Source organism: Butyricicoccus faecihominis, assembly GCF_014648015.1.
Lineage (GTDB): Bacteria > Bacillota > Clostridia > Oscillospirales > Butyricicoccaceae > Agathobaculum > Agathobaculum butyriciproducens.
Genome location: NZ_BMQH01000021.1, coordinates 1 through 24,197, shown reverse-complemented (window position 1 = coordinate 24,197; position 24,197 = coordinate 1). Strand labels below are relative to the sequence as shown.

Annotated in this window: 17 protein-coding genes and 1 pseudogene; 17 read left to right on the top strand and 1 reads right to left on the bottom strand. The window is 48.1% G+C overall.

Features of this window, described 5'->3' with window-relative positions; genetic code table 11:
• The 17 genes and pseudogenes from IEY11_RS14130 to IEY11_RS14050 all read left to right on the top strand — a co-directional run.
• A partial coding sequence (locus IEY11_RS14130; protein ID WP_243184031.1) for a recombinase zinc beta ribbon domain-containing protein occupies window positions 1-1,029 on the top strand: 1,029 nt, incomplete at its 5' end.
• Between the two features lie 90 nt (window positions 1,030-1,119).
• Window positions 1,120-1,203 (top strand): annotated as a pseudogene (locus tag IEY11_RS14125) (Maff2 family mobile element protein); the annotation flags it as partial.
• 25 nt (window positions 1,204-1,228) lie between these two features.
• Entirely contained in the window at window positions 1,229-2,095 is an 867-nt protein-coding gene (locus IEY11_RS14120) for a VirB6/TrbL-like conjugal transfer protein, CD1112 family (protein WP_002304374.1), read from the top strand.
• A gap of 17 nt (window positions 2,096-2,112) precedes the next feature.
• Window positions 2,113-2,547 carry a PrgI family protein gene (locus tag IEY11_RS14115; RefSeq protein ID WP_002304375.1) on the top strand — a complete coding sequence of 145 codons (435 nt, stop codon included), beginning with the start codon at window positions 2,113-2,115 and terminating at the stop codon, window positions 2,545-2,547.
• Entirely contained in the window at window positions 2,507-4,894 is a 2,388-nt protein-coding gene (locus tag IEY11_RS14110; protein WP_002588967.1) for a VirB4-like conjugal transfer ATPase, CD1110 family, read from the top strand. The genes IEY11_RS14115 and IEY11_RS14110 overlap by 41 nt, the downstream gene beginning before the upstream one ends.
• 3 nt (window positions 4,895-4,897) lie before the next feature.
• Window positions 4,898-6,634: a C40 family peptidase gene (locus IEY11_RS14105; protein WP_002304377.1), complete on the top strand. Its 1,737-nt coding sequence runs from the start codon at window positions 4,898-4,900 to the stop codon at window positions 6,632-6,634.
• A 14-nt stretch (window positions 6,635-6,648) separates the two neighbouring features.
• Window positions 6,649-6,906, top strand: a complete 258-nt coding sequence (locus tag IEY11_RS14100) for a DUF4315 family protein (protein WP_002304378.1) — start codon at window positions 6,649-6,651, stop codon at window positions 6,904-6,906.
• Window positions 6,896-7,579, top strand: a complete 684-nt coding sequence (locus IEY11_RS14095; protein ID WP_002578950.1) for a DUF4366 domain-containing protein — start codon at window positions 6,896-6,898, stop codon at window positions 7,577-7,579. The genes IEY11_RS14100 and IEY11_RS14095 overlap by 11 nt, the downstream gene beginning before the upstream one ends.
• 151 nt (window positions 7,580-7,730) lie before the next feature.
• Window positions 7,731-8,963 (top strand): ATP-binding protein, encoded by a 1,233-nt coding sequence (locus IEY11_RS14090; protein WP_002304383.1) that lies wholly within the window; start codon window positions 7,731-7,733, stop codon window positions 8,961-8,963.
• Window positions 8,964-9,140: 177 nt separating this feature from the next.
• Window positions 9,141-11,216, top strand: coding sequence for a DNA topoisomerase 3 (locus tag IEY11_RS14085; protein ID WP_002578949.1), 2,076 nt, complete (start codon window positions 9,141-9,143; stop codon window positions 11,214-11,216).
• Window positions 11,213-12,058, top strand: coding sequence for an LPD16 domain-containing protein (locus IEY11_RS14080; RefSeq protein ID WP_002304387.1), 846 nt, complete (start codon window positions 11,213-11,215; stop codon window positions 12,056-12,058). The genes IEY11_RS14085 and IEY11_RS14080 overlap by 4 nt, the downstream gene beginning before the upstream one ends.
• A gap of 13 nt (window positions 12,059-12,071) precedes the next feature.
• Window positions 12,072-12,668: a YodL domain-containing protein gene (locus tag IEY11_RS14075; protein ID WP_002304389.1), complete on the top strand. Its 597-nt coding sequence runs from the start codon at window positions 12,072-12,074 to the stop codon at window positions 12,666-12,668.
• Complete coding sequence (locus IEY11_RS14070) at window positions 12,665-12,871, top strand: transposon-transfer assisting family protein (protein WP_002578948.1); 207 nt, start codon at window positions 12,665-12,667, stop codon at window positions 12,869-12,871. Before IEY11_RS14075 ends, IEY11_RS14070 begins: the two co-directional genes overlap by 4 nt.
• 18 nt (window positions 12,872-12,889) lie before the next feature.
• Entirely contained in the window at window positions 12,890-21,220 is an 8,331-nt protein-coding gene (locus IEY11_RS14065) for an LPD11 domain-containing protein (protein WP_002304391.1), read from the top strand.
• Window positions 21,220-21,552, top strand: a complete 333-nt coding sequence (locus IEY11_RS14060; protein WP_002578947.1) for a plasmid mobilization protein — start codon at window positions 21,220-21,222, stop codon at window positions 21,550-21,552. Before IEY11_RS14065 ends, IEY11_RS14060 begins: the two co-directional genes overlap by 1 nt.
• A 116-nt stretch (window positions 21,553-21,668) precedes the next feature.
• Complete coding sequence (locus IEY11_RS14055) at window positions 21,669-21,953, top strand: hypothetical protein (protein WP_002578946.1); 285 nt, start codon at window positions 21,669-21,671, stop codon at window positions 21,951-21,953.
• A 62-nt stretch (window positions 21,954-22,015) separates the two neighbouring features.
• Complete coding sequence (locus tag IEY11_RS14050; RefSeq protein ID WP_002578945.1) at window positions 22,016-23,428, top strand: relaxase/mobilization nuclease domain-containing protein; 1,413 nt, start codon at window positions 22,016-22,018, stop codon at window positions 23,426-23,428.
• 278 nt (window positions 23,429-23,706) lie between these two features.
• On the opposite strand, the gene IEY11_RS14045 is transcribed toward IEY11_RS14050, so the two are convergent.
• The coding region (locus IEY11_RS14045) for a M48 family metalloprotease (protein WP_243184029.1) at window positions 23,707-24,197 on the bottom strand (491 nt) is incomplete at its 5' end.

The window sequence follows — 24,197 nt, the reverse complement described above, 5'->3', positions numbered from 1 at the left end:
TATATCCGCAGACGGCTGGAGGAAGAAAAAATCCCCTGCCCCACATGGTGGAACCGGGAACGGGGGCTTCGCAATACCCGCACCAAATGGGAAAAGAAAGACCCAGAAAAAGGACGGTATATGTGGGACTTCTCCGTTATCAAAGACCTTTTGATGAATCCCGTCTACACCGGGGCGATTGCTTCCCAGAAAAAGGACTACCGTTTCAAAATCGGCACGATTGGGGAAAAGAAGCCGGAGGACTGGATTGTAGTGGAGGGACAGCATGAACCGCTGATTGACCGCATGAGCTTTGACATTGTGCAGAACAAGCTGAAATCCCGCCAGCGTCCGGGGCAGACCAATGAAATCAGCCTGTTTGCCGGACTGATAAAATGCGGCGAGTGTGGGAAGTCGCTGACGATACGCTATACAAACGCAAAACATCCCCAGCAGATTTATTCCTGCAAGACCTACAATGCCTTTGGAAAGAACCACTGCACCCAGCACCGGATTGACTATGACACCCTTTACAGCCATGTGCTGCGAAAAATCCGGGAATGTGCCAGAGCTGCCCTGATGGACGGGAAAGCGGTTGCCGACCGCCTGACTAATACCTGTGAAGCCGAGCAGCGGGAACAGCGGGAAGCAATGGAACGCTCCCTTACAAGGGACGAGGAACGGATTGAGGTTCTGGATAAAATGGTCATGCGGCTTTATGAGGATATGATTGCAGGGCGTATCAGTGAGCAGAATTTCAACACCATGCTGGAAAAGACACAGACCGAGCAGACGGAGCTTAAAGCAAAAGTGTCCGAGGGCAGGAAGCGGCTGTCCGATGAAGCCCAGCTTGCCAATGATGCAAAACAATGGGTGGAAGCCATTCAGGAATACGCCAACATCACAGAGCTGGACGCAGCCACCCTTAACCGCTTAATCAAAGAAATCGTCGTGCATGAGCGCATTGACGAAGATAAAACAAGACACATTTCTATCGAAATTCATTTTAATCTCAAACCCATCCCGGAGGTGGAACAGGTCACTGCCTGACCTGTCCCGCCGGGACGGTTCTCTTAAAAATACCATATAGATTTTTTGTACGCCGCCGCCCGCCATCGAGCAGAGTTTTACACCTAATTGGGGATAAAACAGCTCATGGCTGGCGGCGGTGTTGCCCTCATCGGCACCACCCTTGTACCTCTGCTCTCCGGACTGTTCGGTTAATCACAAAACAAGGAGGTAATCGCCTTTGGACAGCATACTCCAACAGATCACAGACTGGCTGAAAGAAATGCTCGTTTCAGCTATTATGGGAAATCTGTCGGGGATGTTTGAGTCCGTCAACAACCAGGTTGGCGAGATAGCAACCTCCGTTGGCATGACCCCGGCGAATTTTTCGCCGGGTGTCTTTGCCATGGTACGAAACATCTCCGAGTCAGTGATTATCCCAATCGCAGGCTTGATTCTGACCTTCATTGCCTGTTATGAGCTAATTCAGATGATTATTGACCACAACAATCTGGCAAATTTTGAAACCTGGATCTTCTTCAAATGGGTGTTCAAGACTTTTGTTGCGGTCATGTTAATCACAAACACATTCAATATCACGATGGCTGTGTTTGATGTGACACAGCACGTTATAAACGCAAGCGCCGGTATCATATCCGGAAATACTGCCATAGATGCTTCGGCATTGGAAACAATGGAAGAAACGCTGATGGCAATGGATTTGGGTCCTTTGCTCGGCTTGTTCCTGCAATCCTTTATCGTGCAGGTCACGATGTCCGCTTTGGCAATCATCATCTTTGTGATCGTCTACGGTCGAATGATTGAAATTTATCTGATGGTCAGCCTTGCCCCGATTCCGCTTTCCACTTTTGGAAACAGAGAACAGAGCAATATCGGACAGAATTATCTGCGTTCGCTGTTTGCAATCGGATTCCAGGGATTCCTGATTATGATCTGCGTGGGCATTTATGCGGTGCTGATTCAGTCTATCGCATTCAGTGATGACATCATCGGTTCTATCTGGGGTGTTATGGGCTACACCGTCCTTTTGTGCTTCACCCTGTTTAAGACTGGTTCGCTTGCGAAGGGTGTATTCAGCGCTCACTAAGGGAAGGAGGAAATTGTTTGGCAGCGTATATTCCCGTACCTCGTGACCTGACGAGGGTAAAAACAAAAGTGTTCTTCAATCTGACGAAACGGCAGTTACTTTGCTTTGGTGCGGCGGCGCTCATCGGAGTGCCGATTTTCTTTCTGGTCAAAGCAACCGGAAATGTGAGCCTTGCAGCACTGTCCATGATGATCGTCATGTTACCGTTGTTCTTTCTGGCAATGTATGAAAAGGATAGTCAGCCGTTGGAAGTGGTTGTAGAACACTTCATTCAGACCAAATTCGTTCGTCCCAAGGTTCGCCCTTATCAGACGGACAACTATTATGACGCTTTGATGCGTCAGTACAAACTGGAAAAGGAGGTTGAACGAATTGTTTTTCAAAAAGAAGCCACAGGCAAGAAACATCAAAATGCCTGCAAATCTGAATCGGAAGCAGCAGCGAGAAATTAAAGCTGTTGTGGAACGGGCAAAGAAGGACAACGGTATTCCGCAGACTGCACAGCAGTCCATTCCCTTTCAGAGAATGTTCCCGGATGGCATCTGCCGTGTCACTGACAGTTATTACACCAAGACCATTCAGTTTCAGGACATCAACTATCAGCTGGCACAGCAGGAAGATAAGACTGCCATCTTCGATGAGTGGTGCAGTTTCCTGAATTTCTTTGACAGCTCCATTCACTTTGAGCTTTCCTTTATGAACCTGAGTACCGATGCTGAAAGCTTTGAAAAGAGTATCCGTATCCCGTTCAAGAAGGACAGCTTCAATCCCGTCCGTGCCGAGTATAGCCAGATGCTGAAAAAGCAGTTGGCGCAGGGCAACAACGGCTTGACCAAAACCAAGTACCTGACATTCGGCATTGAAGCCGAATCCATGCGGCAGGCAAAGCCGAGACTCAACCATATCGAAAACGATCTGCTCAATAACTTTCGGCGTTTGGGTGTCATTGCCACTACCATGAACGGCAAAGAGCGGCTGCATCTGATGCACTCTATGTTCCACATGGGTGATAATGATAAGTTCTTCTTCGATTGGAAGTATCTTGTGGAATCCGGGCTGTCCGTAAAGGACTTCATTGCTCCGACGGCGTTTGCCTTTAAGACCAACCGCACCTTCCAGATGGGCAGTATCTTCGGTTCGATGTCTTATCTGGCAATTACGGCATCAGACCTGTCTGATCGTATGCTGGCGGATTTTCTGGATATGGAATCCACGCAGATCGTGACCATGCACATCCAGTCGGTTGACCAGACTGCGGCGATTAAGACCATCAAGAGAATCATCACCGAGCTTGACCGTTCCAAAATCGAGGAACAGAAAAAGGCTGTGCGTTCTGGCTATGACATGGACATTATCCCATCTGACCTTGCTACCTATGGTAAAGATGCGAAGTCACTTCTGAAAGAATTGCAGAGCCAGAATGAGCGAATGTTCATGGTGACATTTCTGGTGCTGAACACCGGGCGCACCGAGCAGGAACTGGAGAACAATGTGTTCCAGGCACAGAGCATCGCCCAGAAGCATAACTGCAATCTGCGTCGTTTGGATTTTCAGCAGGAATCCGGACTGATGAGCAGCCTGCCTTTGGCACAAAACCTGATTGAGATTCGTCGTGGCCTGACTACCAGTTCCACGGCTATTTTTGTGCCTTTCACCACGCAGGAGCTGTTCCAGAATGGTGGAGAAACGCTCTATTACGGGCTGAATGCTCTGTCGAACAACCTTATCATGGTGGACAGAAAGAAGCTCAAGAACCCCAACGGACTGATTCTGGGTACTCCCGGTTCCGGTAAATCCTTTTCCGCAAAGCGTGAAATCACCAATGCGTTCCTGGTTACGGATGACGATATTATCATCTGCGACCCCGAAGCGGAATATGCGGCTCTGGTTCACAAGTTCAATGGTCAGGTGGTAAAAATCAGCTCCTCCAGTACCAACTATATCAACCCTATGGACATCAACCTGAACTACTCTGAGGATGACAACCCGGTAGCACTGAAAGCTGATTTTATCCTGTCCCTCTGTGAGTTGATTATGGGCAGTAAGGATGGCTTGCAGCCTATCGAAAAGACGGTTATCGACCGTTGTGTGCATCAGATTTACCAGAGATATTTCGACAATCCTGCCCCTGAGAATATGCCGATCCTTGAGGATTTGTATGATGCCCTTCTGAAACAGGACGAAAAGGAAGCCCACCATGTAGCGACCGCCTTGGAAATCTATGTTAAGGGTTCTCTGAAACTGTTTAACAACAGAACCAATGTGGATATTCAGAATCGTCTGGTGTGCTTCGACATTAAGGAGCTGGGCAATCAGCTGAAAAAAATCGGTATGCTGATCGTTCAGGATCAGGTCTGGGGGCGTGTAACTGCCAACCGTTCTGCCGGTAAATCGACCAGATATTATATTGACGAGTTCCATCTGCTTCTGAAGGAAGAACAGACGGCAACCTATTCCGTAGAAATCTGGAAGCGATTCCGTAAATGGGGCGGCTTGCCGACCGGTATTACTCAGAATGTCAAAGACCTGCTTCGTTCCCCGGAGATTGCCAACATCCTCGAAAACTCTGATTTCATCTATATGCTGAATCAGGCAAGCGATGACCGAAGTATTCTGGCACAGCGGTTGAACATTTCGCCGCATCAGCTGTCCTATGTAACCAACTCCGGTGAGGGCGAAGGACTTCTGTTCTATGGCAATGTGATTCTGCCGTTCATTGACCGATTCCCGACAGATCTGGAACTGTATCGCATTATGACCACGAAGTTAAACGAGGTGGCACAGGAAAAGGAGGCGTAATGTATGGCGAAAAGACCTACACGACTCCGTTTTACCGAAGATGACCTTGCAGATTCTCATGTGAAGAAAGCTGCCGACCGTGCAGATAAGGCGGTTGATAGGGCTGAAAAAGCGGCAGACAAATTGGCTTCTAAAAAGGCAAAGCCGAAGCTAAAGCTGGAAACAGATGCAGCCGGTTCCCGTAAAGCAAAGCTCCGTTTTGAAAAAGCGGAGTTTACGGAAATCGAGCGCCCATCTGTGGCAAAGCACATGGCAAGCCGTGGTGCCGCAGTCACGCTCACATCCAAAGCACATCGGGCGGTGTCAGAATATGAGGATGATAATATCGGCGTTCAGGCTGTGCAGGAAACGACCAAGGCTGTTGAATCCACTGTCTATACCGTCGATCATGCCGTTTACAGTCACAAGCTGAAAGCCTACGACAAGGCGGAAAAGCTGGTTGAGAAGTCAGATAAAGCAAATGTAAATGCCCTGTATGAGAAGTTCAAAAAGGACAACCCCGATGCCGGTTCCAATCCCTTTTCCCGTTGGCAACAGAAAAGGGCAATCAAGAAAGAATATGCTGCCGCCAAAGCCGGTAAGAATACCGCTTCGACAACGGCTTCTGCATCTAAGGGTGCAGGCAAGGCAACGGGCAAAGCAGCTCAGGGAGCCAAGAACATCACAGAAAGAGTAACGGAGTTCTGCACCACACACTCTAAAACGATTCTGTTTGTTTTGATTGCCGGACTGCTTTTTATGATACTCTCAGGGATGTTCTCGTCTTGTTCGGCTATGTTCCAAGGCGGCACACAGATCATTCTGGGAACTTCTTTTACTGCAAAAGAGGAAGATATTATTGGTGCGGACAATGATTACAAGGCTTTGGAAGCTGCGCTCCGCAATAAAATCAATAATATCGAGCGTACTCATAGCGGATATGACGAGTACCGGTATGACCTTGATGAAATCAACCACAATCCTTATGAGCTGGCGGCGTATTTGACGGTGAAGTTTGAGGATTACACCAGAGATGAGGTGCAGGCTACCCTGCAATGGCTATTTGAGCAACAATATGAGCTGACCCTGACGGAAGTAGTAGAGATTCGTACACGAACAACATCTTCTACTGATCCCGAAACGGGAGAGACAACAACAGAGGAAGAAGATTACGAATATTATATTCTGAATGTGAAGCTCAGAAATAAGGGCTTGAACAGTGTGATTTCAAATTCCGGCTTGTCGGAAGATGATATGGAGCGATATAGAATTTTGCTTCAGACAAGGGGCAACAGACCGGATATTTTCGGAAATGACATTTACGCCACCCCTGGCGGCGAGTACACCGATTATGATATTCCGGGCGAAGCGCTGACAGACACAAGATTTGCCAATATGATTCGGGAAGCTGAAAAATATCTGGGATACCCGTATGTGTGGGGCGGCAGCAGCCCGTCTACCTCCTTTGACTGCTCCGGATTTGTTTCCTATGTAATCAATCACTGCGGAAACGGTTGGAGTGTTGGTCGTTTGACCGCAAACGGTTTGATGGGCGTATGCGACATTATCCCGAAAAGCTCTGCCAAACCGGGAGATTTGATTTTCTTCCAAGGCACTTATGATACCTCCGGTGCATCACACGTTGGTATCTATGTTGGCAATGGTATGATGATCCACTGCGGAAACCCCATTTCCTACGCTTCTATCGAATCGAATTACTGGCAACAGCATTTTTACTGCTTCGGCAGAATCAGAAACTAAAGGAGGGATGGCGATTGAGTGCCAAGTTAGACAGAATAGGTGCAGACCTTGAAAAAGCCCGTAAGAAACGGGCAGAATGGGATGCTAAGGTGAAAGACCTGGAACGCAGATACCGTGAGGAGGAAAATTCCGAAATCCATGAGATGGTTCATGCTGCGAACCTGAATCCCGAACAGCTTTCCGAGCTGCTCCGTATGTTTGCTGCGGATATGGCTCCGAAGCCTGATACGATCAATACTATGAATGAGGAGGAAACGCAGAATGAGATTTAAGAAAATTGGAGCCGCATTGCTGGCGTGTGCAATGTGTTTTGGCGTGTTTTCTACAACGGCATTTGCCTATGTAGATGAAAGCGTAGCGACTGAAGAACCTGCGGTCGAAGAAAAAGTTCCCGAAACAGAGCCGGAGGAGCCGATGCTACCGCTTACTCCCGACGGCAATCTGACTTTGGTTGATGACGCTGGCTCGCCTACGAAAAGCGGAAAGCAGTTCATTACCGCTGTAACCAAAAACGGAAACTACTTCTATATCATCATTGACCGTGATGATAAGGGCGAGGAAACCGTGCATTTTCTGAATCAGGTGGATGAAGCCGACCTGCTCAAGCTGATGGACGAGGAAGAAGTTGCAGAGTTCACCAAGCCGGTTGAGGAAACAAAGCCGGAAGTAGTTGAAACAGTTCCTGAAATTACAGAACCGACACCGGAGGAAAAGCCGAAATCCACAAATATGCTCCCGGCGATTCTTACTCTGATTGTGCTTGCCTGTGGTGGTGGATTCTTCGTATTTAAGAAAGTCCAGGAAAAGAAGAAGGCACAGGAAGCGGCAAAGCCTGACCCAGATGCTGATTATGTGGACGATGACGAGGACTATGGGTACGATCCGGAGTTTGAGGACGACGATGAAGATAGCTCCGTCGATGAAGATGATAATGAACCTGTGTAAACAGGATAGGCTTGATGCCTGGGGCAGCCTTCGGGTTGCCTTTACATAGTTTCCGCTTTCAAAAAATAAAAAAATTTGCGTTTTTGAAAGTGACATCTTGCATATACTATTAGCAGACAGTATAATAAGTACAGCGAAGCGGTTTCGAGAAATGAAAAAACTTCAATTTTTGAAAGCGGGTGACTATATGAAAACAATCACGAGAGCAAAATATCTCGATAGAATCATTGAACTGAATGGTACTCCTGACATCAAGATCATCACGGGCATTCGTCGATCTGGTAAGTCCAAATTGATGCAGGCGTATATTGCGTATCTGAAAAGCAATTTTGAAAACATCAATATTATCTTCATCGACTTCATGGATTTGGCGTATGAAGAAATCAAGGAATACCATGCCTTACACGCCTATGTGGAAGAACATTATCAGGAAGGAAAAACGAACTACCTGTTTGTAGACGAGGTTCAGATGTGTCCCAAGTTTGAGTTGGCAATCAATAGCCTGTACTCTAAGGGAAAATACGACATCTATGTAACAGGCTCTAATGCTTTCCTGTTGAGTGCAGATCTGGCAACTCTGTTTACCGGACGCTATATTGAAATTCATGTGTTTCCTTTCAGCTTCCAGGAATATTGCCAGTATTATGATGATATTAGTGACAAAGATAAGCTCTTTGATGAGTACGCTATCAAGGGCGGTTTAGCAGGTTCCTATGCTTATAGAACCGAAAAAGACAGAACAAACTATATCAAAGAGGTCTACGAAACGATTGTTACAAGGGATTTGGTACAGAAATATACTCTCCCGGACACTTTGGTTTTACAACGTCTGAGCGAGTTCCTTATGGATAATATCAGCAACCTGACTTCTCCGAATAAGGTCAGTCAGCTACTGACAGCAAATGAGACTCCAACCAATCATGTAACCGTCGGCAAGTACATTAAGTATTTGTGCAATGCTTTTGTATTTTATGATATTAAGAGATATGACATCCGAGGTAAGAAATACCTTGAAAGCTCTGAAAAGTTCTATTTGTGTGACAGCGGTATTCGATATGCAATACTGGGAAGCAGAAATATAGACTATGGCAGAGTATATGAAAACGTTGTTTGTATCGAGCTTCTTCGCCGTGGATATGATGTCTATGTCGGCAAGCTCTATCAAAAGGAAATCGACTTTGTTGCTCAGAGAGGTAGCGAAAAGATTTATATTCAGGTCAGCGACAACATTTCCGGGCAGGAAACATTTGAGAGAGAATGCTCTCCTCTGCTTCAGATTCGAGACGCTTATCCGAAAATGATTATTGCCAGAACCAAACATCCCCAATATAGCTATGAAGGAATCGAAATTCACGATATAGCCGATTGGTTGCTACAAGAATAAGCAAGGTGAAATATCTCCGTCATTCTCTTTTGAAATGATGGAGATATTTTTATTATGACGGAGATTGTAGAACAGAAAATTGTATCAGGTTGCAAAAATCCTTTCCGAACTTTTTACATAGCAGTCATGCACTACGGTGTGTGGCTGCTTATTTTTTTGTGAAAGGAGCAGATGCAAATGAAATTAGTTTTGGCTGAAAAGCCTTCGGTTGCACAGAGTATTGCCAAAGTGTTAGGTGCTGCCAAGCGTGAGGATGGCTACTTAGAGGGAAACGGATATGTGGTCAGCTGGTGTGTAGGGCATTTGGTGGAGCTGGCACAGCCGGAAGTCTATGATGCGAAGTACAGCAAATGGGCTTATGCAGACCTTCCTATCTTCCCGATGGACTGGCAGTATGAGGTTTCTGCCGGTACGAAAAAACAGTTTGGGATTCTGAAAAAGCTCATGGCCAGAGAAGATGTTGCGAGTCTTGTGTGTGCAACAGATGCCGGTCGTGAGGGCGAGCTGATCTTTCGGTTGGTGTACCACAAAGCCGGGTGCAGAAAGCCGTTTGAGCGGCTTTGGATTTCCTCGATGGAAGATGTAGCAATCAAGGAGGGCTTTGAAAATCTCAGGTCTGGAACGGAATATGATGCTTTGTATGAAGCAGCACTGTGTCGAGAACGAGCCGACTGGATTGTTGGTATTAACGCTACTCGACTTTTTTCGACCCTTTACGGGCAGACCCTGAATGTTGGTCGTGTTATGACCCCTACCCTTGCTATGGCTGTTATGCGAGAAGCTGCCATTTCCGCATTCAAGCCTGAACTGTTCTACACAGTTCAGATTGGATTGGATGGTTTTACGGCTGCAAGCGAACGCTTCAAAACCAAGGCAGCAGCCGAAGCTGTCAAACAAAGCTGTTCGGTGGCAATCGTTCAGAAAGCTGAATGTAAGGAGAAAACAGAAAAGCCGCCTGCGCTCTATGACCTGACCAGTTTACAGAGAGAAGCCAACCGTGTGCTTGGCTACACGGCACAGCAGACCTTGGACTACACGCAGAACCTCTATGAAAAGAAACTGGTCACTTATCCCCGTACCGACAGCAGGTTTCTGACGGAAGATATGGCACATAGCCTGACCGACCTCGTAAAGCTGGCTTTCCACACATTCCCCGTGGAGGATGTGGATAACATACCAGTTCATGCAGAGCAGGTTGTGAATAACAAAAAGGTCACAGATCACCATGCCATCATTCCGACCAGAGAATTGCAGAAATGCAATCTGAGCGAACTTCCCAAGGGTGAACTTGCAATTTTGCAACTGATCTCGAATCGGTTGTGCGTAGCTGTTGGCGATCCGCACCGATACGCAGAGACAGTTATTGAGCTGGACTGTGGCGGTACCGTGTTTTCCACCAAAGGCAAAACTGTTGTGCAGGATGGATGGAAAGCTCTGGTTCAGAAAAATGATTCGACAAAATCCGACGAAAACGTGCAGACACTCCCTTCTGTTTCCGTTGGTGACGAAATGACCGTCAGCGGCACGGAAATCAAGGAAGGGAAAACATCTCCCCCTAAACACTTTACCGAGGATACTCTGCTTTCTGCTATGGAAACTGCCGGTGCGGACGAAATGCCTGATGAGGTGGAGCGCAAAGGTTTGGGAACGCCTGCGACCCGTGCCGGTATCATTGAGAAGCTGGTTCGCATCGGTTTTCTGGAGCGTAAGGGTGATAAGAAAACCAAACACCTGATTCCGACCCACAAGGGTACGGCTCTGGTAACAGTCATGCCGGAACAGATTCAGTCCCCATCCATGACGGCGGATTGGGAAGAAAAATTGTTGCTCATTGAGAAAGGCGAATATGCCAGCGAGGACTTTATGGACGAGATCAAAGATGTGATTGCCGGTCTGATTCAGAACTATGAAGTAATCCGTGATTCCGAGGTTATGATGTCGAAAGAAGCCAATTCTATCGGCAAATGCCCGCTCTGCGGCAGTGCTGTAGAGGACAAAGCCAAGGCATTTTTCTGTTCCAACAGAGCTTGCAAATTTGCCCTCTGGAAAAACAATCGCTACTTTGCGAGCATCGGCAAGAGCATGACTTCTGCCACGGCGCAGAAATTGCTTGGTTCCGGCAAGGTAAAGCTCAAGAATTGCAAGTCCGAAAGAACGGGCAACACCTTTGATGCCACCGTCTTTATGGAGGTATCAGATGATGGCAAAACGAAGTTCAGTATGGAATTTGAAAATGGAGGAAAGCGCAAATGACAAATGAGTACAACCCGGATGGTAAGGAAATCCGATTTATCGACAGCCATTATAAGGATTTGTTTCATATCCCCGATGGCAGCTGTGTGCAGATTCACTACCCGGATGAAATGGTTGTGAAGCCCTGCACCTTCATTGACGAGTATCATACGCAGATCGGATACAATGTGTTTCATATCTGCCAGTTTGCAGAAATTATGGAGCGCAACGGCGCAAGCTATATGCCGGAGCCTGAGATTATGGGCGATGAAGCCGCATGGAAGGTCGGAAAGGATAGAATCCTTGCGGTGCAGACCTGCGAAGATGGTTACGACTACACCCTGTTGGATGAAAACTACAACGAGATTGATGGCGGTCAGGTTGATAACCCTGAACTGTCCATGCTCGAAGTCCGCCGGGATATTCTGGAATCCTTCGGGCTGGAGCGCCGGGAACTGCGGGCAATGTTCTATGAGGATGTCATGGAGCAGGCTTTTGAAGTCGGCAGACAGGCGGTGGTGGTCAATGACCCTATCGCTGAGCTTGCTTTTAAGCTCGACCGTTTTGCAGAGAACTTCGACCCCTATGAATATATGGATCAGGTCGATGATGTGCAGGCGCATATCCAAGAAATCAAGGCAGATCTTGCCGCTGGTAATACGGCTCCGTATCGTGAGTTCCTGAATACAGCCATTGAAGAAGCCCGTGAGGAAACTGCGGTTGAGGTTGCCAAAGTGCTGAAAAGTCAGCTGGATAAGCTCGACTCTCCGAAGCGTGAGTCGGTCATGGAAAAACTGGCACAGGCCGCAGAAAAAGCTGCGCCTGCCAGTCCCTCTCCCAAACGCAAAGAGCCTGAACGATAAGGAGGACACGGATATGAAAAACGAAAAATGGGATGATGTTCACGGAAATACCACCCCGGATGACAGAATGGTTGCTTTTCTGGAAAGCCCCACGGATTCCTATGCGATTCTTCAGCTGCGGGAAGATGTAGACGATAATATCCCGCTCATGTTTGCAAATTACAGCTACCTTCAGAAGAAAGAAATGGAGCCTGAGATTGACCGTTACGAGGTGGTCTATCATGGCTCCATTTCTATGTCCGAGGATGTGAATCGGCAGCTGGAAGATTTGTATGTAAAGTTCAATATTGACCACCCGGATGATTTCCGTGGTCACAGTATGTCGGTCAGCGACATCGTAGCCTTAAAGGTAGTCGGTGAGGTATCCTTTCACTATGTAGATTCTGTTGGGTTTCAGAAGCTGGAAAACTTTATGAAGTCCGAAAACTACCTGAAAAACGCAGAGATGGCAATGGAAGATGATTATGGGATGATTGACGGTATCATCAATAACGGAAAAGCGTCCGGATTAGAGGAACGTCCTTCGGTGTTGGAGCAGTTAAAGGAAAAGCCCGTGCCGGATGTTTCCCATAAGCCGCCCAAGAGCCACCCGGAAAGGGAGATTGAATGATGGATTTCACACAGGATGAGCGGAACATGATGATGCTTTACAGCCCTGGCACAAGGTCAGGGCTGTGTGAAGCACTGACACTGATGAAGGAACAGCTTTCGGAGGACGAGTCAGAGCTTTTTGCTTTGGCAGACTCGGTTCTCCGTAAAGTTTCAGCCATGGACGATGCCGCCTTTGAGAAGCTGAACCTTTATCCGGATTGATAGGATTGGAGGGATACAATGAACGCAAAAGAGCGATTTTATTCCGGATTAGCAAAAGAAACGATTGGGAAAATCACCTCGAACACAGATAACTGGACTTCGTTTTTGAGAACGATGTCCCGCAACTATGAGTTCACCTATCCGGAACAGGTGATGATTTATGCTCAGCGCCCCAATGCGACCTTTTGCAAGCCCTATGAGGACTGGAACGCTGAAAATTACCGCAGATATGTAAAGCGTGGCTCTACCGGCATTGCTCTGTTTGTGATGAACAGGGATAAACCGTATCTGCGCTATGTGTTTGATGTGGCGGATACCGGCGTTCGCCGTTCTTCCCCGGAACTGAAACCGTGGGAGGTGACGCCTGAAAACCGCTCCTATGTCATGGAAGCGATGGAGCGTACCTTCGGTGTTGCCGCTGACGGGGTACTGGAAGCACAGCTTGAAGATATTGCATCCGCACTGGCGGCTGAGTATTGGGACGATTACAAAAAGCAGTTCCTCGACATCGTTGCCAACAGCTTCCTTGAGGAGTATGATGAACTCAACATCGAAGTAGCTTTCAAAAATGCGGTGGCAAACAGCGTATCCTATACGATGTATTGCCGGTTCGTGGAAAGTCCCGACAACTACTTCGAGCATGAGGATTTCCAGAAGGTGTTTGATTTTAACACCAGACAGACGGTAAATGCCCTTGGTACTGCGGTGAATGCCATCAGCACAAGGATGTTTCAGGAAATCGAAAAAGCGATTGGAGAACATGAGCAGATTAAAGCTACCGAAAGGAGTACAGATTATGAGCGAGATGACTTACAGACAGGCCGGAGATTATCAGATTCCGAACCTTCAGTTGGAGAACGAGGGAGAGAAACCTCTGGGCAAGTACGGCAGGATGCGTCGAGCATTTTTGGAACAGAACAATCCGATGCTCCTGAACGACATGATTCTGACGGAGAGCCTGTTCCCGCACCTGTGGGAGATCGAGGAAACAGCGAAAGCCAGAGTGGAGTTTCTGATGGAGCAGTACCTGAAGGACAGCCCCGCACCGGACAAGGAAACGCAGCAGATGGCGTGGGTGCAGCACATGAACAGCCTGAAAGCACAGGCGGAGGAAGTCGTGATGACGGAGCTTATCAACAGCTGAGTCTGAACCTTTTCCTCTCCGAAAATGAACAAATCAGTTTTATCGACCGAGCAGAGAGCTTTACGCCCTCTGCTTTTTCTTTTGCCCAGGAAGAAATCGACCACTTCCTTCTGCTTGGTAGCAATACCGATGAAGCCCGAAAAGTCGTAGCGCTGGAATATATGAAGCAGAAGCCGTTGGAAGAAATCGTTCAGACCTTAAAGCAGGTCTATCACGGCGGCTATGGTCTGAAAGAAGATAGCGGGAATATCTGTGCGTGGTATGCCGAGGACGGTATCCACCTTGCCAAAGGTTCCTCTGCCATTGACAGCCCCAGAGCGCAGATCGTTTCTTGGGAAACGGTTGCCGAGCGCATTGGAGAACTGCTTGAAAATGGTCGGTTCGCAACTAATGTGGAACTGGTAGAAGCATCCGGATATGAGCGTCAGAAGTTGGCAGAATCCCTGTGGCATCTTTATCACGATTTGAGTGAAGAAGCCCGTTCCAGCAACTATCTGGCAATTCTTCATCAGGAACCGTTTCGTGGTTTCCCTGACGAAACCGCAGACTTGGCTGAAAAGTTGGATGACCCTCGTTTCCACGCAACCTTGGTACAGCAGTATTCGGAATTTAGAAAAACCCTTGCGGAAAATCCCGATCTGCTTCGTTTTCACTATCACAAGCTGAATCTCATTCAGAAACAGCTGTATGAGTTGAATATGCCTTTGCGTGAGTATCAGACCGATATGATGCAGATGCCCCTTGTCCGCCAGTTCATTACGGATGATGAAGTCAATGCAGACTTGACCCGTGGAAGCGGCTTTTCCGGTGGTAAAGCCCGTATTTATAACTACTGGCAGGAGAATCATTCTGCCAAGGAAAAGATGGACTTCCTGAAGCATGAATACGGAACCGGTGGTCATTCCCATGCCTGCTCTGGTGCAACGCACAGCGGTCAGGATCACGATGCCAAGGGTGTTGCTTACACCAAGAGCGGTTGCGATAAATTGCAGATGTCCTGGGCGCAGGTGGTGCAGAGAATCGACGGTCTGATACGAAAGGGACGCTACCTCAGCCCGGAGGAAGAAGCGGAACGACAGGCTATCGAAGAAGCTAAAACTGATCCGTTGGAAGATGTTTATGACCGTTTCGCAGTGATTGATACCGAGGATGGCGAGTATGCGATCTGGGATAATCAGACCGATGACTACTATGTAGACCCGGAAGGCGTTACGGAATACTTCACGGACGAATGGCTTGCCAATGACTATTTGGAGGAAGTTCGTCAGTCCGTAGCTGCGATGGAGTCGGTTCAGCCAGAAGCGCCTGTGGCAGAGCCTGCCGAAGTTGTGGAAGCATCTGCTTCCGAGGAACCGAAATGGAATTATCAGGTCGGTGACACGGTATATCTGGACGATACAGCTTTCCGTGTGGAGCAGATCACGGACAGAGAAGTTCAGCTGCGTGACCCTACGCTTGCTTATCCCATCTTCCGTGCCGAGAATCGTGAGAATTTCGAGCGTATGCTCTCTCAGGACGAAAGAAACCATGCGGTAAGGGTTGATGCCCAAACCGAAGAAAAGCCCGTTACAGAGGATTTTCTGGGCAAAACCGAACCGAGGGACTACACCCCTGAGTATCAGCTGTTAGACCGTCTGCGTATGGACTGCGAATACTTCCTTGGTGCAGGACAGCACAGCGAAAAGCATCTGTGGGCAGGCAACCGCCATGCACAGATTGCCAAGATGCGTGAGCTGTATGAAATGATTCCCGACAAACCAGAATGGCTGACACCTGAGATGATTAACAGCTACGAGGAGCGCATGGCTCCCCGCTATCTGGTTGCCGCCTACCATCACTTTGAAAACGGCTTCGATGATAAACTGGACTACTACACTCTGGAAGAAGCGGAAAAAGCTGCCCAGGGCTATGTGGACGGAACCATGGAGGATGACGGATTCAAGTACGATGGTGCTGCCGTTTACGATCAGCAGGAGCATAAGTGCATCCGTATCTATGGGGACTACCCTGACGAAAAGGCACACGCACAGGTCAGAGCCAGTGCGGAACCCGAACAGCAGGAACCGGAACACTTCATCGATCATTTTTATGTTGCCGAGGACATTCAGAAGCGGGGTGCGCTGGACATCAAGGAATACAGTTCCTTTGATGATGCCCTGCGAGCCTACTATGCACTTCCTGACACGCAGAGAAAAGCCCTGGGTGCAATGAATACCAGAGATCTGCCGGGTAGTCTGGACTTCGTACAGTGCGTAGATGGAAAGGACACCATCATTCAGGATTATGCCCAGGTGGACGGATGGCAGAATGCCGAAGTCATGGACATTATCGCTCAGCTTGAGCAGTCCATCACCACCAGAGAAATCCCACCTGTTCCTGCGGTGAACTTCCACATCACGGATGACAACATCGGTGAAGGTGGACCGAAGCAGAAATTCGCAAGAAACATCGCAGCCATTGAAACTCTGTTCAAACTGGAAAGCGAGAACAGGAACGCCACTACCGAAGAACAGGAGATTTTGTCGAATTATGTCGGTTGGGGCGGTCTGGCAGATGCCTTTGACCCGGACAAGGGAAATTGGGCGAAGGAGTATCAGACACTGAAAAACCTGCTTTCCGAAGATGAATATGCTGCGGCAAGAGCTTCCACCCTGAACGCACATTACACCAGCCCTACGGTCATTCGCTCCATCTACGATGCGGTCGGACAGATGGGCTTTGAAACAGGAAATATTCTGGAGCCTGCTATGGGTATCGGCAACTTCTTTGGTATGCTCCCTCCTGAAATGCAGAGCAGCCGTTTGTATGGTGTGGAACTGGATTCCATCACCGGCAGAATTGCTCAGAAGCTCTATCCCAACGCAGAAATCAAAGTAGCCGGTTTTGAAACGACAGACCGCCGAGACTTTTACGATCTGGCTGTGGGTAATGTCCCTTTCGGCAACTACAAAGTGTCCGACAAGCCGTATGACAAGCTGGGATTCTCCATTCACAACTATTTCTTTGCCAAGGCTTTGGATCAGGTTCGTCCCGGTGGTGTGGTCGCTTTTGTGACAAGCCGTTACACCATGGATTCCAAGAACTCTGACGCAAGGCGATATATGGCGCAGAGGGCGGAACTGCTTGGTGCAATCCGTCTGCCAAACGATGCCTTTAAGAAAAACGCAGGCACGGAAGTCGTGTCCGACATCCTGTTCCTGCAAAAGCGTGACCATCCGATTGACATTGTACCGGAATGGGTAAACCTTGACCGCACCGAAGAAGGACACACCATGAACAGCTACTTTGTCGCTCATCCTGAAATGGTTCTGGGCGATACGGTGGAAGAAAGTACCGCCTACGGCATGGACATTACAGTGCGTCCCATTGAGGGCATGGAACTGTCCGAACTTCTGAAAGAAGCAGTTTCCCACATCCAAGGAACCTATCAGGCTGTGGAGCTTCCCGAAGCTGACAAGGGTAAGGAAATCGAAACCATTCCTGCAACCCCGGATGTAAAGAATTTCTCTTATACCGTGGTGGATGGCAATGTGTACTTCCGTGAAAACTCCCTGATGCGCCGTGTAGACCTGAATGAGAAAGCAAAAGACCGTGTGATGGGCATGGTGGAACTTCGTGGTATCGTCAACGAGCTGATCGAATATCAGCTTGAGGATTACCCGGATGAAATGATTACTCAGAAACAGGCAGAACTGAATGATGCCTACGATGCGTTTGCCGCAAAGAACGGGCTTATCAATAATCGAGCCAATGGTCAGGCATTTGCTGACGATTCCTCCTACTATCTCCTGTGTTCTCTGGAAAATGTGGATGAGGACGGCAATCTGAAAAGCAAGGCGGATATGTTCACCAAGCGAACCATCAAGCCGGAACGCAGAGTGACGAGCGTGGATACGCCGTCCGAAGCTCTGGCAATCTCTATCGGTGAGCGTGGCAAGGTGGATTTGCCGTTTATGGCACAGCTGCTTGGAACACCTGGAGAATACGATGCGATTCAGGCAGAGCTTCGAGGGGTGATCTTCAAAGACCCGATGGCTCCCGATGCTGTGGAAGTTGGATGGCAGACTGCCGATGATTACCTTTCCGGTGATGTAAGAAGCAAGCTGCGTGTCGCACAGATGGCGGCAGACAGGGATTCTTCCTTCCACATCAATGTGGAAGCCTTGCAGAAAGCACAGCCGAAGGACTTGGATGCGTCCGAGATTGATGTGCGTTTGGGTGCAACATGGATTGATGCCGATTATATTCAGCAGTTCATGGAGGAAACCTTTGAAACGCCGTATTACTTGCGCCGTTCCATTGAGGTCAAGTTCTCCGAGCTGACCGCAGAGTGGCGCATCAACGGTAAGAGTTCTCCCAACTACAACGATGTGGCGGCGTATGTCACCTACGGTACAGAGCGAGCCAACGCATATCGGATTCTGGAGGAAACGCTGAATCTGAAGGATATTCGTATCTATGATACGATTGAAGATGCAGATGGTAAGCAGAAGCGTGTCCTCAATAAAAAAGAAACTACCCTGGCACAGCAGAAACAGCAGGCAATCAAGGATGCGTTCCGAGATTGGATTTGGAGAGATCCGCACAGACGAGAAACCCTTTCCACCAAGTACAACGAACTTTTTAACTCCACCAGACCTCGTGAGTATGATGGCTCTCATATCCGTTTCGGCGGCATGAACCCGGATATTACCCTCCGTGAACACCAGAGAAATGCTATCGCTCATGTGCTATATGGTGGAAATACGCTGCTTGCACACGAAGTTGGTGCGGGCAAGACCTTCGAGATGGCTGCATCGGCTATGGAGAGTAAACGGCTTGGATTGAGCCAGAAATCCCTGTTCGTTGTGCCGAATCACTTGACCTTACAGTGGGCAAACGAGTTCCTGCACCTCTATCCGAGTGCCAAGCTCCTTGTTGCCACCAAGAAGGATTTTGAAACAGCAAACCGTAAGAAGTTCTGCGCTCGTATCGCAACGGGTGACTATGATGCAGTCATCATCGGTCACAGCCAGTTTGAAAAAATCCCGCTTTCTGCCGAACGACAGGAACGGCAGCTGCGGGAGCAGATTGATGAGATCGAGGGTGCGATTGCGGAGCTGAAATGGCAGCGTGGCGAAAACTTCACGATCAAGCAGATGGAGAAAACACGAAAATCATTGGAAGCCAGACTGGACAAGCTCCTTGCCGCTGACAAGAAAGATGATGTCATTACCTTTGAGCAGTTGGGTGTAGACCGGCTGTTTGTGGACGAAAGCCATGCGTTCAAGAATTTGTTCCTCTACACAAAAATGCGAAATGTGGCAGGTCTGTCCACCTCCGAAGCCCAGAAATCTTCGGATATGTTTATGAAGTGCCGCTATATGGATGAGCTGACCGGCGGGCGTGGTGTGATCTTTGCAACCGGTACTCCAGTAAGTAACTCGATGACCGAGCTTTATACGGTCATGCGCTATCTCCAGTACAGTACGCTCCAGCAAAAGAACCTGACCCATTTTGATTCCTGGGCATCGACCTTCGGAGAAACAACAACTGCGATTGAGCTTGCACCGGAGGGAACCGGCTATCGTGCCAGAACCCGATTTGCGAAGTTCTTCAACCTGCCTGAACTGATGAATATGTTCAAGGAGGTTGCCGACATCAAGACCTCTGACCAGTTGCATCTCCCTGTTCCCGAAGCAAAGTTTGAAACGGTTGTGGTTCAGCCCTCTGAGTACCAGAAGGATATGGTGGCTTCCCTTTCAGAGAGAGCAGCAGATGTTCATGCCGGTATTGTAGACCCGTCCGTCGATAATATGCTCAAGATTACCAGCGACGGACGAAAATTGGGACTGGATCAGCGGCTAATGAACACCCTGTTACCCGATGACCCTGACAGCAAGCTCAATGCCTGCGTGGGAAATATCCTGCGTATCTGGCAGGACGGTCAGGCTGACAAATTGACCCAGTTGGTGTTCTGCGACCTTAGCACACCGAAAAATGATGGAACCTTCAATGTCTATGATGATGTCAAAACCAAGCTGATTGCAAACGGTGTGCCTGCGGAAGAAGTTGCCTTTATCCATGATGCAGATACCGAGGCAAAGAAAAAAGACCTCTTTGCCAAGGTTCGTACCGGGCAGGTGCGAGTGCTTCTTGGCAGTACGCAAAAGATGGGTGCAGGAACCAACGTCCAGGACAAATTGGTGGCAGTTCACCACTTGGATGTGGGTTGGCGTCCGTCTGATATGACCCAGAGAAACGGTCGTATCATCCGTCAGGGCAACCGGAACAAAGAGGTTCAGGTGTATCAGTATGTGACCGAGGGAACCTTCGATGCCTACCTGTATCAGACCTTGGAAAACAAGCAGAAGTTTATTTCTCAGATTATGACCTCCAAATCACCGGTTCGCTCCTGTGACGATGTGGATGAGCAGGCGCTGTCCTATGCGGAGATCAAGGCGCTGTGTGCCGGCAATCCGCTTATCAAGGAAAAGATGGACTTGGACATTGATGTGGCAAGGCTGAAGGTGCTGAAAGCTGACCACCAGAGCCAGCAGTACCGTATGGAAGATAAGCTTCTGAAATACTTCCCGGCTGAGATTGAAAAGCAGACAGGCTATATTCATGGCTTTGAAGCTGATATTAAAACCGTGGAAGCACACCCGCAGATTGCCGATGGCTTTTGCGGCATGGAAATCATGGGCAAAGCCTACACCGAAAAGGCAGATGCCGGTGAAATCCTCCTTGCGGCTTGTAAGGACACGAAAAGTGCCGATCCGGTTCCTCTTGGCAGTTACCGTGGCTTTCAGATGGAGCTTTCGTTTGACAGTTTCCGGAACGAGTTCGATGTGACCCTGAAGGGCGCTGTGAGCCACAGAGTAGCCCTTGGAACGGACGCACGAGGAAATATCACCCGACTGGACAATGCCCTTGCAGGCATCCTTGAGCGCTTAGAACGAGCCAATGAGCAGTTGAATAATCTCTACAATCAGCAGGAAGCAGCCAAGGCGGAGGTTGGAAAACCGTTCCCGCAGGAAGCAGAGCTGACAGCCAAAAGTCAGCGACTGGCAGAACTGGATGCAGCCCTGAATATGGAGGACTCTGTGGAAAATCGTGACGAAAGAAGCGAGTCAGAGCGTCCTTCTGTGTTGGCTGATCTGAAATCCAAAGCGGAGCATATCCCGCCTGCAAAATACTCTGAAACCCGTGAGGAGGTGTTGTAATGGCAAAGCGAGATCAGGATGTTCATTTCCTTGCATCCAAGGAGGAGGTCGAGCGAATCCATGAGAAGATGGACGAGCTTGGCATCCGCAGCATGGGAGCCTATCTGCGGAAAATGGCTCTGGATGGTTACTGTATCAGACTGGATTTGCAGGATGTGAAAGCCCTGGTTTCGCTCCTGCGAATCTGCTCCAACAACCTGAACCAGTACGCAAAGCGAGCGAACGAAACAGGCAGCATCTATCGTGCTGACATTGAGGATTTGCAAAAACGGCTGGAGGAGATCTGGACGGACATGAGAGAAGTTCTTGTTCGCCTGTCCTCAATCCAGTAATCCGACAACTTGTTGGGAAGTCGCAGTTTCGGCTGCGGCTTTTACATAAGGGTTGACATCATTGCGTTATGGCAGATACCCTTGTACAATATAATTAAAAGAAAGGGGTTGAGCCTATGAAGCTGGTATTGAAGATATTGGCACTGCCGGTGCTGTTCGTTGTAAAAGTGATTTGCATTCTTGGAAATCTGCTTACAAATGTTGTGTCCTATGTAATTGGTTTATTGCTCTTGGTCATTGGCGGATCTGCGATTTACTGCATTGTAAAGGCTTTGTGGCAGTCCCTGCTTATTCTTGTGGTTCTTGGAATTGCGACAATAGCAGCGGTGTTCTTGCTCGTCTGGGCTGTTATGAAAGTCGAGAATATTGGAGAAAGTCTGGGAGCATTTATCAGGTCATAAGATAATATCAGAGAAAAGTCACCGACCGGTGGCTTTTTCTTTTTGGGAAGGAAGTGATGGGAATGGCAGCGACAAGATTGATTGCACTCCATGTGAATAAGGGAAAGACGGTCGCTCAATGTTTGGCAGACAGAACCGACTACTCACAAAATGCCGCAAAAACCAATGATGGCGAATTTATCAGTTCCTATGAGTGTGATCCAAAGACAGCAGATGAGGAATTTCTGCTTTCCAAACGGCAGTATCAGCATATTACCGGCAGACAGCAGAAGAACAATATCATCGCATACCAGATACGCCAGTCCTTTAAGCCGGGAGAAATCACCCCGGAAGAAGCGAACCAAGTCGGCTATGAAACAGCGATGCGATGGACAAAGGGAAAACACGCTTTCATCGTTGCGACCCACATCGACAAATCCCACATTCACAATCATATCATTTATAATTCGACCTCGCTGGATGCCACACGGAAATTCAAAAACTTCTTTCTTTCCGGTCTGGCGGTGCAAAGACTCAGTGATATGGTTTGCCTGGAACACGGGCTGTCCATTATTACACCGAAGCCGTATCGGGAGCGCCAGAAAAGAACTGTTTATCCCAAGAAGCGTACCCAGCGTGACGAATTATGTGATGCGATTGATGCGGTGCTGAAGCAGAAACCAAAGAGCTTTGATGGCTTTGTTCAGGCTCTGGCTGACATGGGATTTGAGTTCAAGGATGGAAAGCAGCCTGCGTTCAAGGGCGAGAATCAGAAGCGTTTCATTCGGCTGCGTTCCCTGGGCGAAGGATATAGCAAAGAGGAAATTCAAGCGGTTATCTCCGGCAAGAACCTGCACAAATCAAAAGGCGGCTCTGCCAAGGCTCCTGCCCCGAAGCAGTTCCAGATGCTGATTGATATTCAGGCAAAGATGGCCGAGGGCAAGACGGTCGGTTATGAAAAGTGGGCGAAGAAGTTCAACCGAAAAGAAGCTGCCCGAACGGTAATCCTACTGAAAGAAAAAGGCTTGGGCAACTACGACGATCTGACTGCTCATATTGAAAATCTGTCTGCCCGGTTCGATGCGCTTTCTGATTCTATCAAGGTCGCAGAGAAACGTATGGTTGAGGTTCAGGCGTTGCAGCAGCACATCAAAAATTATCGCAACACAAGGCAAATTTATATCGAGTACCGCAAGTCTGGATATAGCAAAAAATTCTTTGAAGAACACCGTCAGGAAATCACAATTCATAAAGCGGCGAAGCAAGCCTTTGATGAATTGCAGATTACAAAGCTCCCGTCCATGCAATCATTGTATGAGGAGTTTCATCAGCTGGCAGTCCAGAAAAAGCAGGACTACGCTGAGTACCGTCAGATCAGAAAAGAGAAAGAAGAACTGCTGATTGCCAAACGGACGGTTGAAACGATTTTGAATATCGACAGGCAGAAAGAGCAGGAAAAAGAGAAAGAGAAAGAGGAAAAGAAGAACTTCCGTTAAAGCAAAAAGCCACGGTCTGCACTCCCCAAAGGGTGCGGATCGTGGCTGCTTTTTTGCTTTTCGATTTCGGTGCTTTCAACCATGGGCAAATTTTTATTCTACTGTTCTTTGAGAAACGATTGAAAATCGTGTAGCCATCATCGGCAGATGATGTTCAAAGGGGATTGGGGATGCTTCCCCAACAAGCAAATTTGCGAAGATTGCACCGAAGGGAAAATCGAGAAAATGAGTGAACCTGTACAGGTTTACACTGCTTGCCAATTTGTGAGATTATGAATTTAGTATCGAGAATAGGGTACACCTAAATTTTGCAATGCTGCAACCCTATCATCGTTGCATGGATGAGTTGAGTATATTGCACTGAGAAAACCATCATGCGGAACATCTGAGATATGTTGGTCTAATACCGTCGCTAATTCAAGACCAAAACCAATTTTATAAGCAAATTCATCAGCCAGATACTCATTTTGTCTCATAGACCACATCAGAAAAAGCATACAGAACTTTACCCATAACCAAGAAAGTGCTGTTGATATTCCTGCGAAAACTGCGGTAATTATACCCATTACACCACTACGAGAGCATATTGCGAACAGCCCCATGATTGCAGAAAAAATCCAGTAGGATATTTTGATTAACAGGAGGCACCCGGATATAAATATATTGGACGCCATCCCAAATTTTGTGTAAACCTCTGCGAAGGTGTAAAATAGAGATATAACCGTGGAGGGAAGCAAAATGCCAGTAAAGAAACGAACACCGAAAGAGA

What these genes read in the sequence shown, in the direction of transcription:
- IEY11_RS14110 (WP_002588967.1), top strand. Translation starts at nt 2,507, where the DNA reads ATGCCTGCAAATCTGAATCGGAAGCAGCAGCGAGAAATTAAAGCTGTT.
- IEY11_RS14105 (WP_002304377.1), top strand. Translation starts at nt 4,898, where the DNA reads ATGGCGAAAAGACCTACACGACTCCGTTTTACCGAAGATGACCTTGCA.
- IEY11_RS14095 (WP_002578950.1), top strand. Translation starts at nt 6,896, where the DNA reads ATGAGATTTAAGAAAATTGGAGCCGCATTGCTGGCGTGTGCAATGTGT.
- IEY11_RS14090 (WP_002304383.1), top strand. Translation starts at nt 7,731, where the DNA reads ATGAAAAAACTTCAATTTTTGAAAGCGGGTGACTATATGAAAACAATC.
- IEY11_RS14085 (WP_002578949.1), top strand. Translation starts at nt 9,141, where the DNA reads ATGAAATTAGTTTTGGCTGAAAAGCCTTCGGTTGCACAGAGTATTGCC.
- IEY11_RS14080 (WP_002304387.1), top strand. Translation starts at nt 11,213, where the DNA reads ATGACAAATGAGTACAACCCGGATGGTAAGGAAATCCGATTTATCGAC.
- IEY11_RS14075 (WP_002304389.1), top strand. Translation starts at nt 12,072, where the DNA reads ATGAAAAACGAAAAATGGGATGATGTTCACGGAAATACCACCCCGGAT.
- IEY11_RS14070 (WP_002578948.1), top strand. Translation starts at nt 12,665, where the DNA reads ATGATGGATTTCACACAGGATGAGCGGAACATGATGATGCTTTACAGC.
- IEY11_RS14065 (WP_002304391.1), top strand. Translation starts at nt 12,890, where the DNA reads ATGAACGCAAAAGAGCGATTTTATTCCGGATTAGCAAAAGAAACGATT.
- IEY11_RS14060 (WP_002578947.1), top strand. Translation starts at nt 21,220, where the DNA reads ATGGCAAAGCGAGATCAGGATGTTCATTTCCTTGCATCCAAGGAGGAG.
- IEY11_RS14055 (WP_002578946.1), top strand. Translation starts at nt 21,669, where the DNA reads ATGAAGCTGGTATTGAAGATATTGGCACTGCCGGTGCTGTTCGTTGTA.
- IEY11_RS14050 (WP_002578945.1), top strand. Translation starts at nt 22,016, where the DNA reads ATGGCAGCGACAAGATTGATTGCACTCCATGTGAATAAGGGAAAGACG.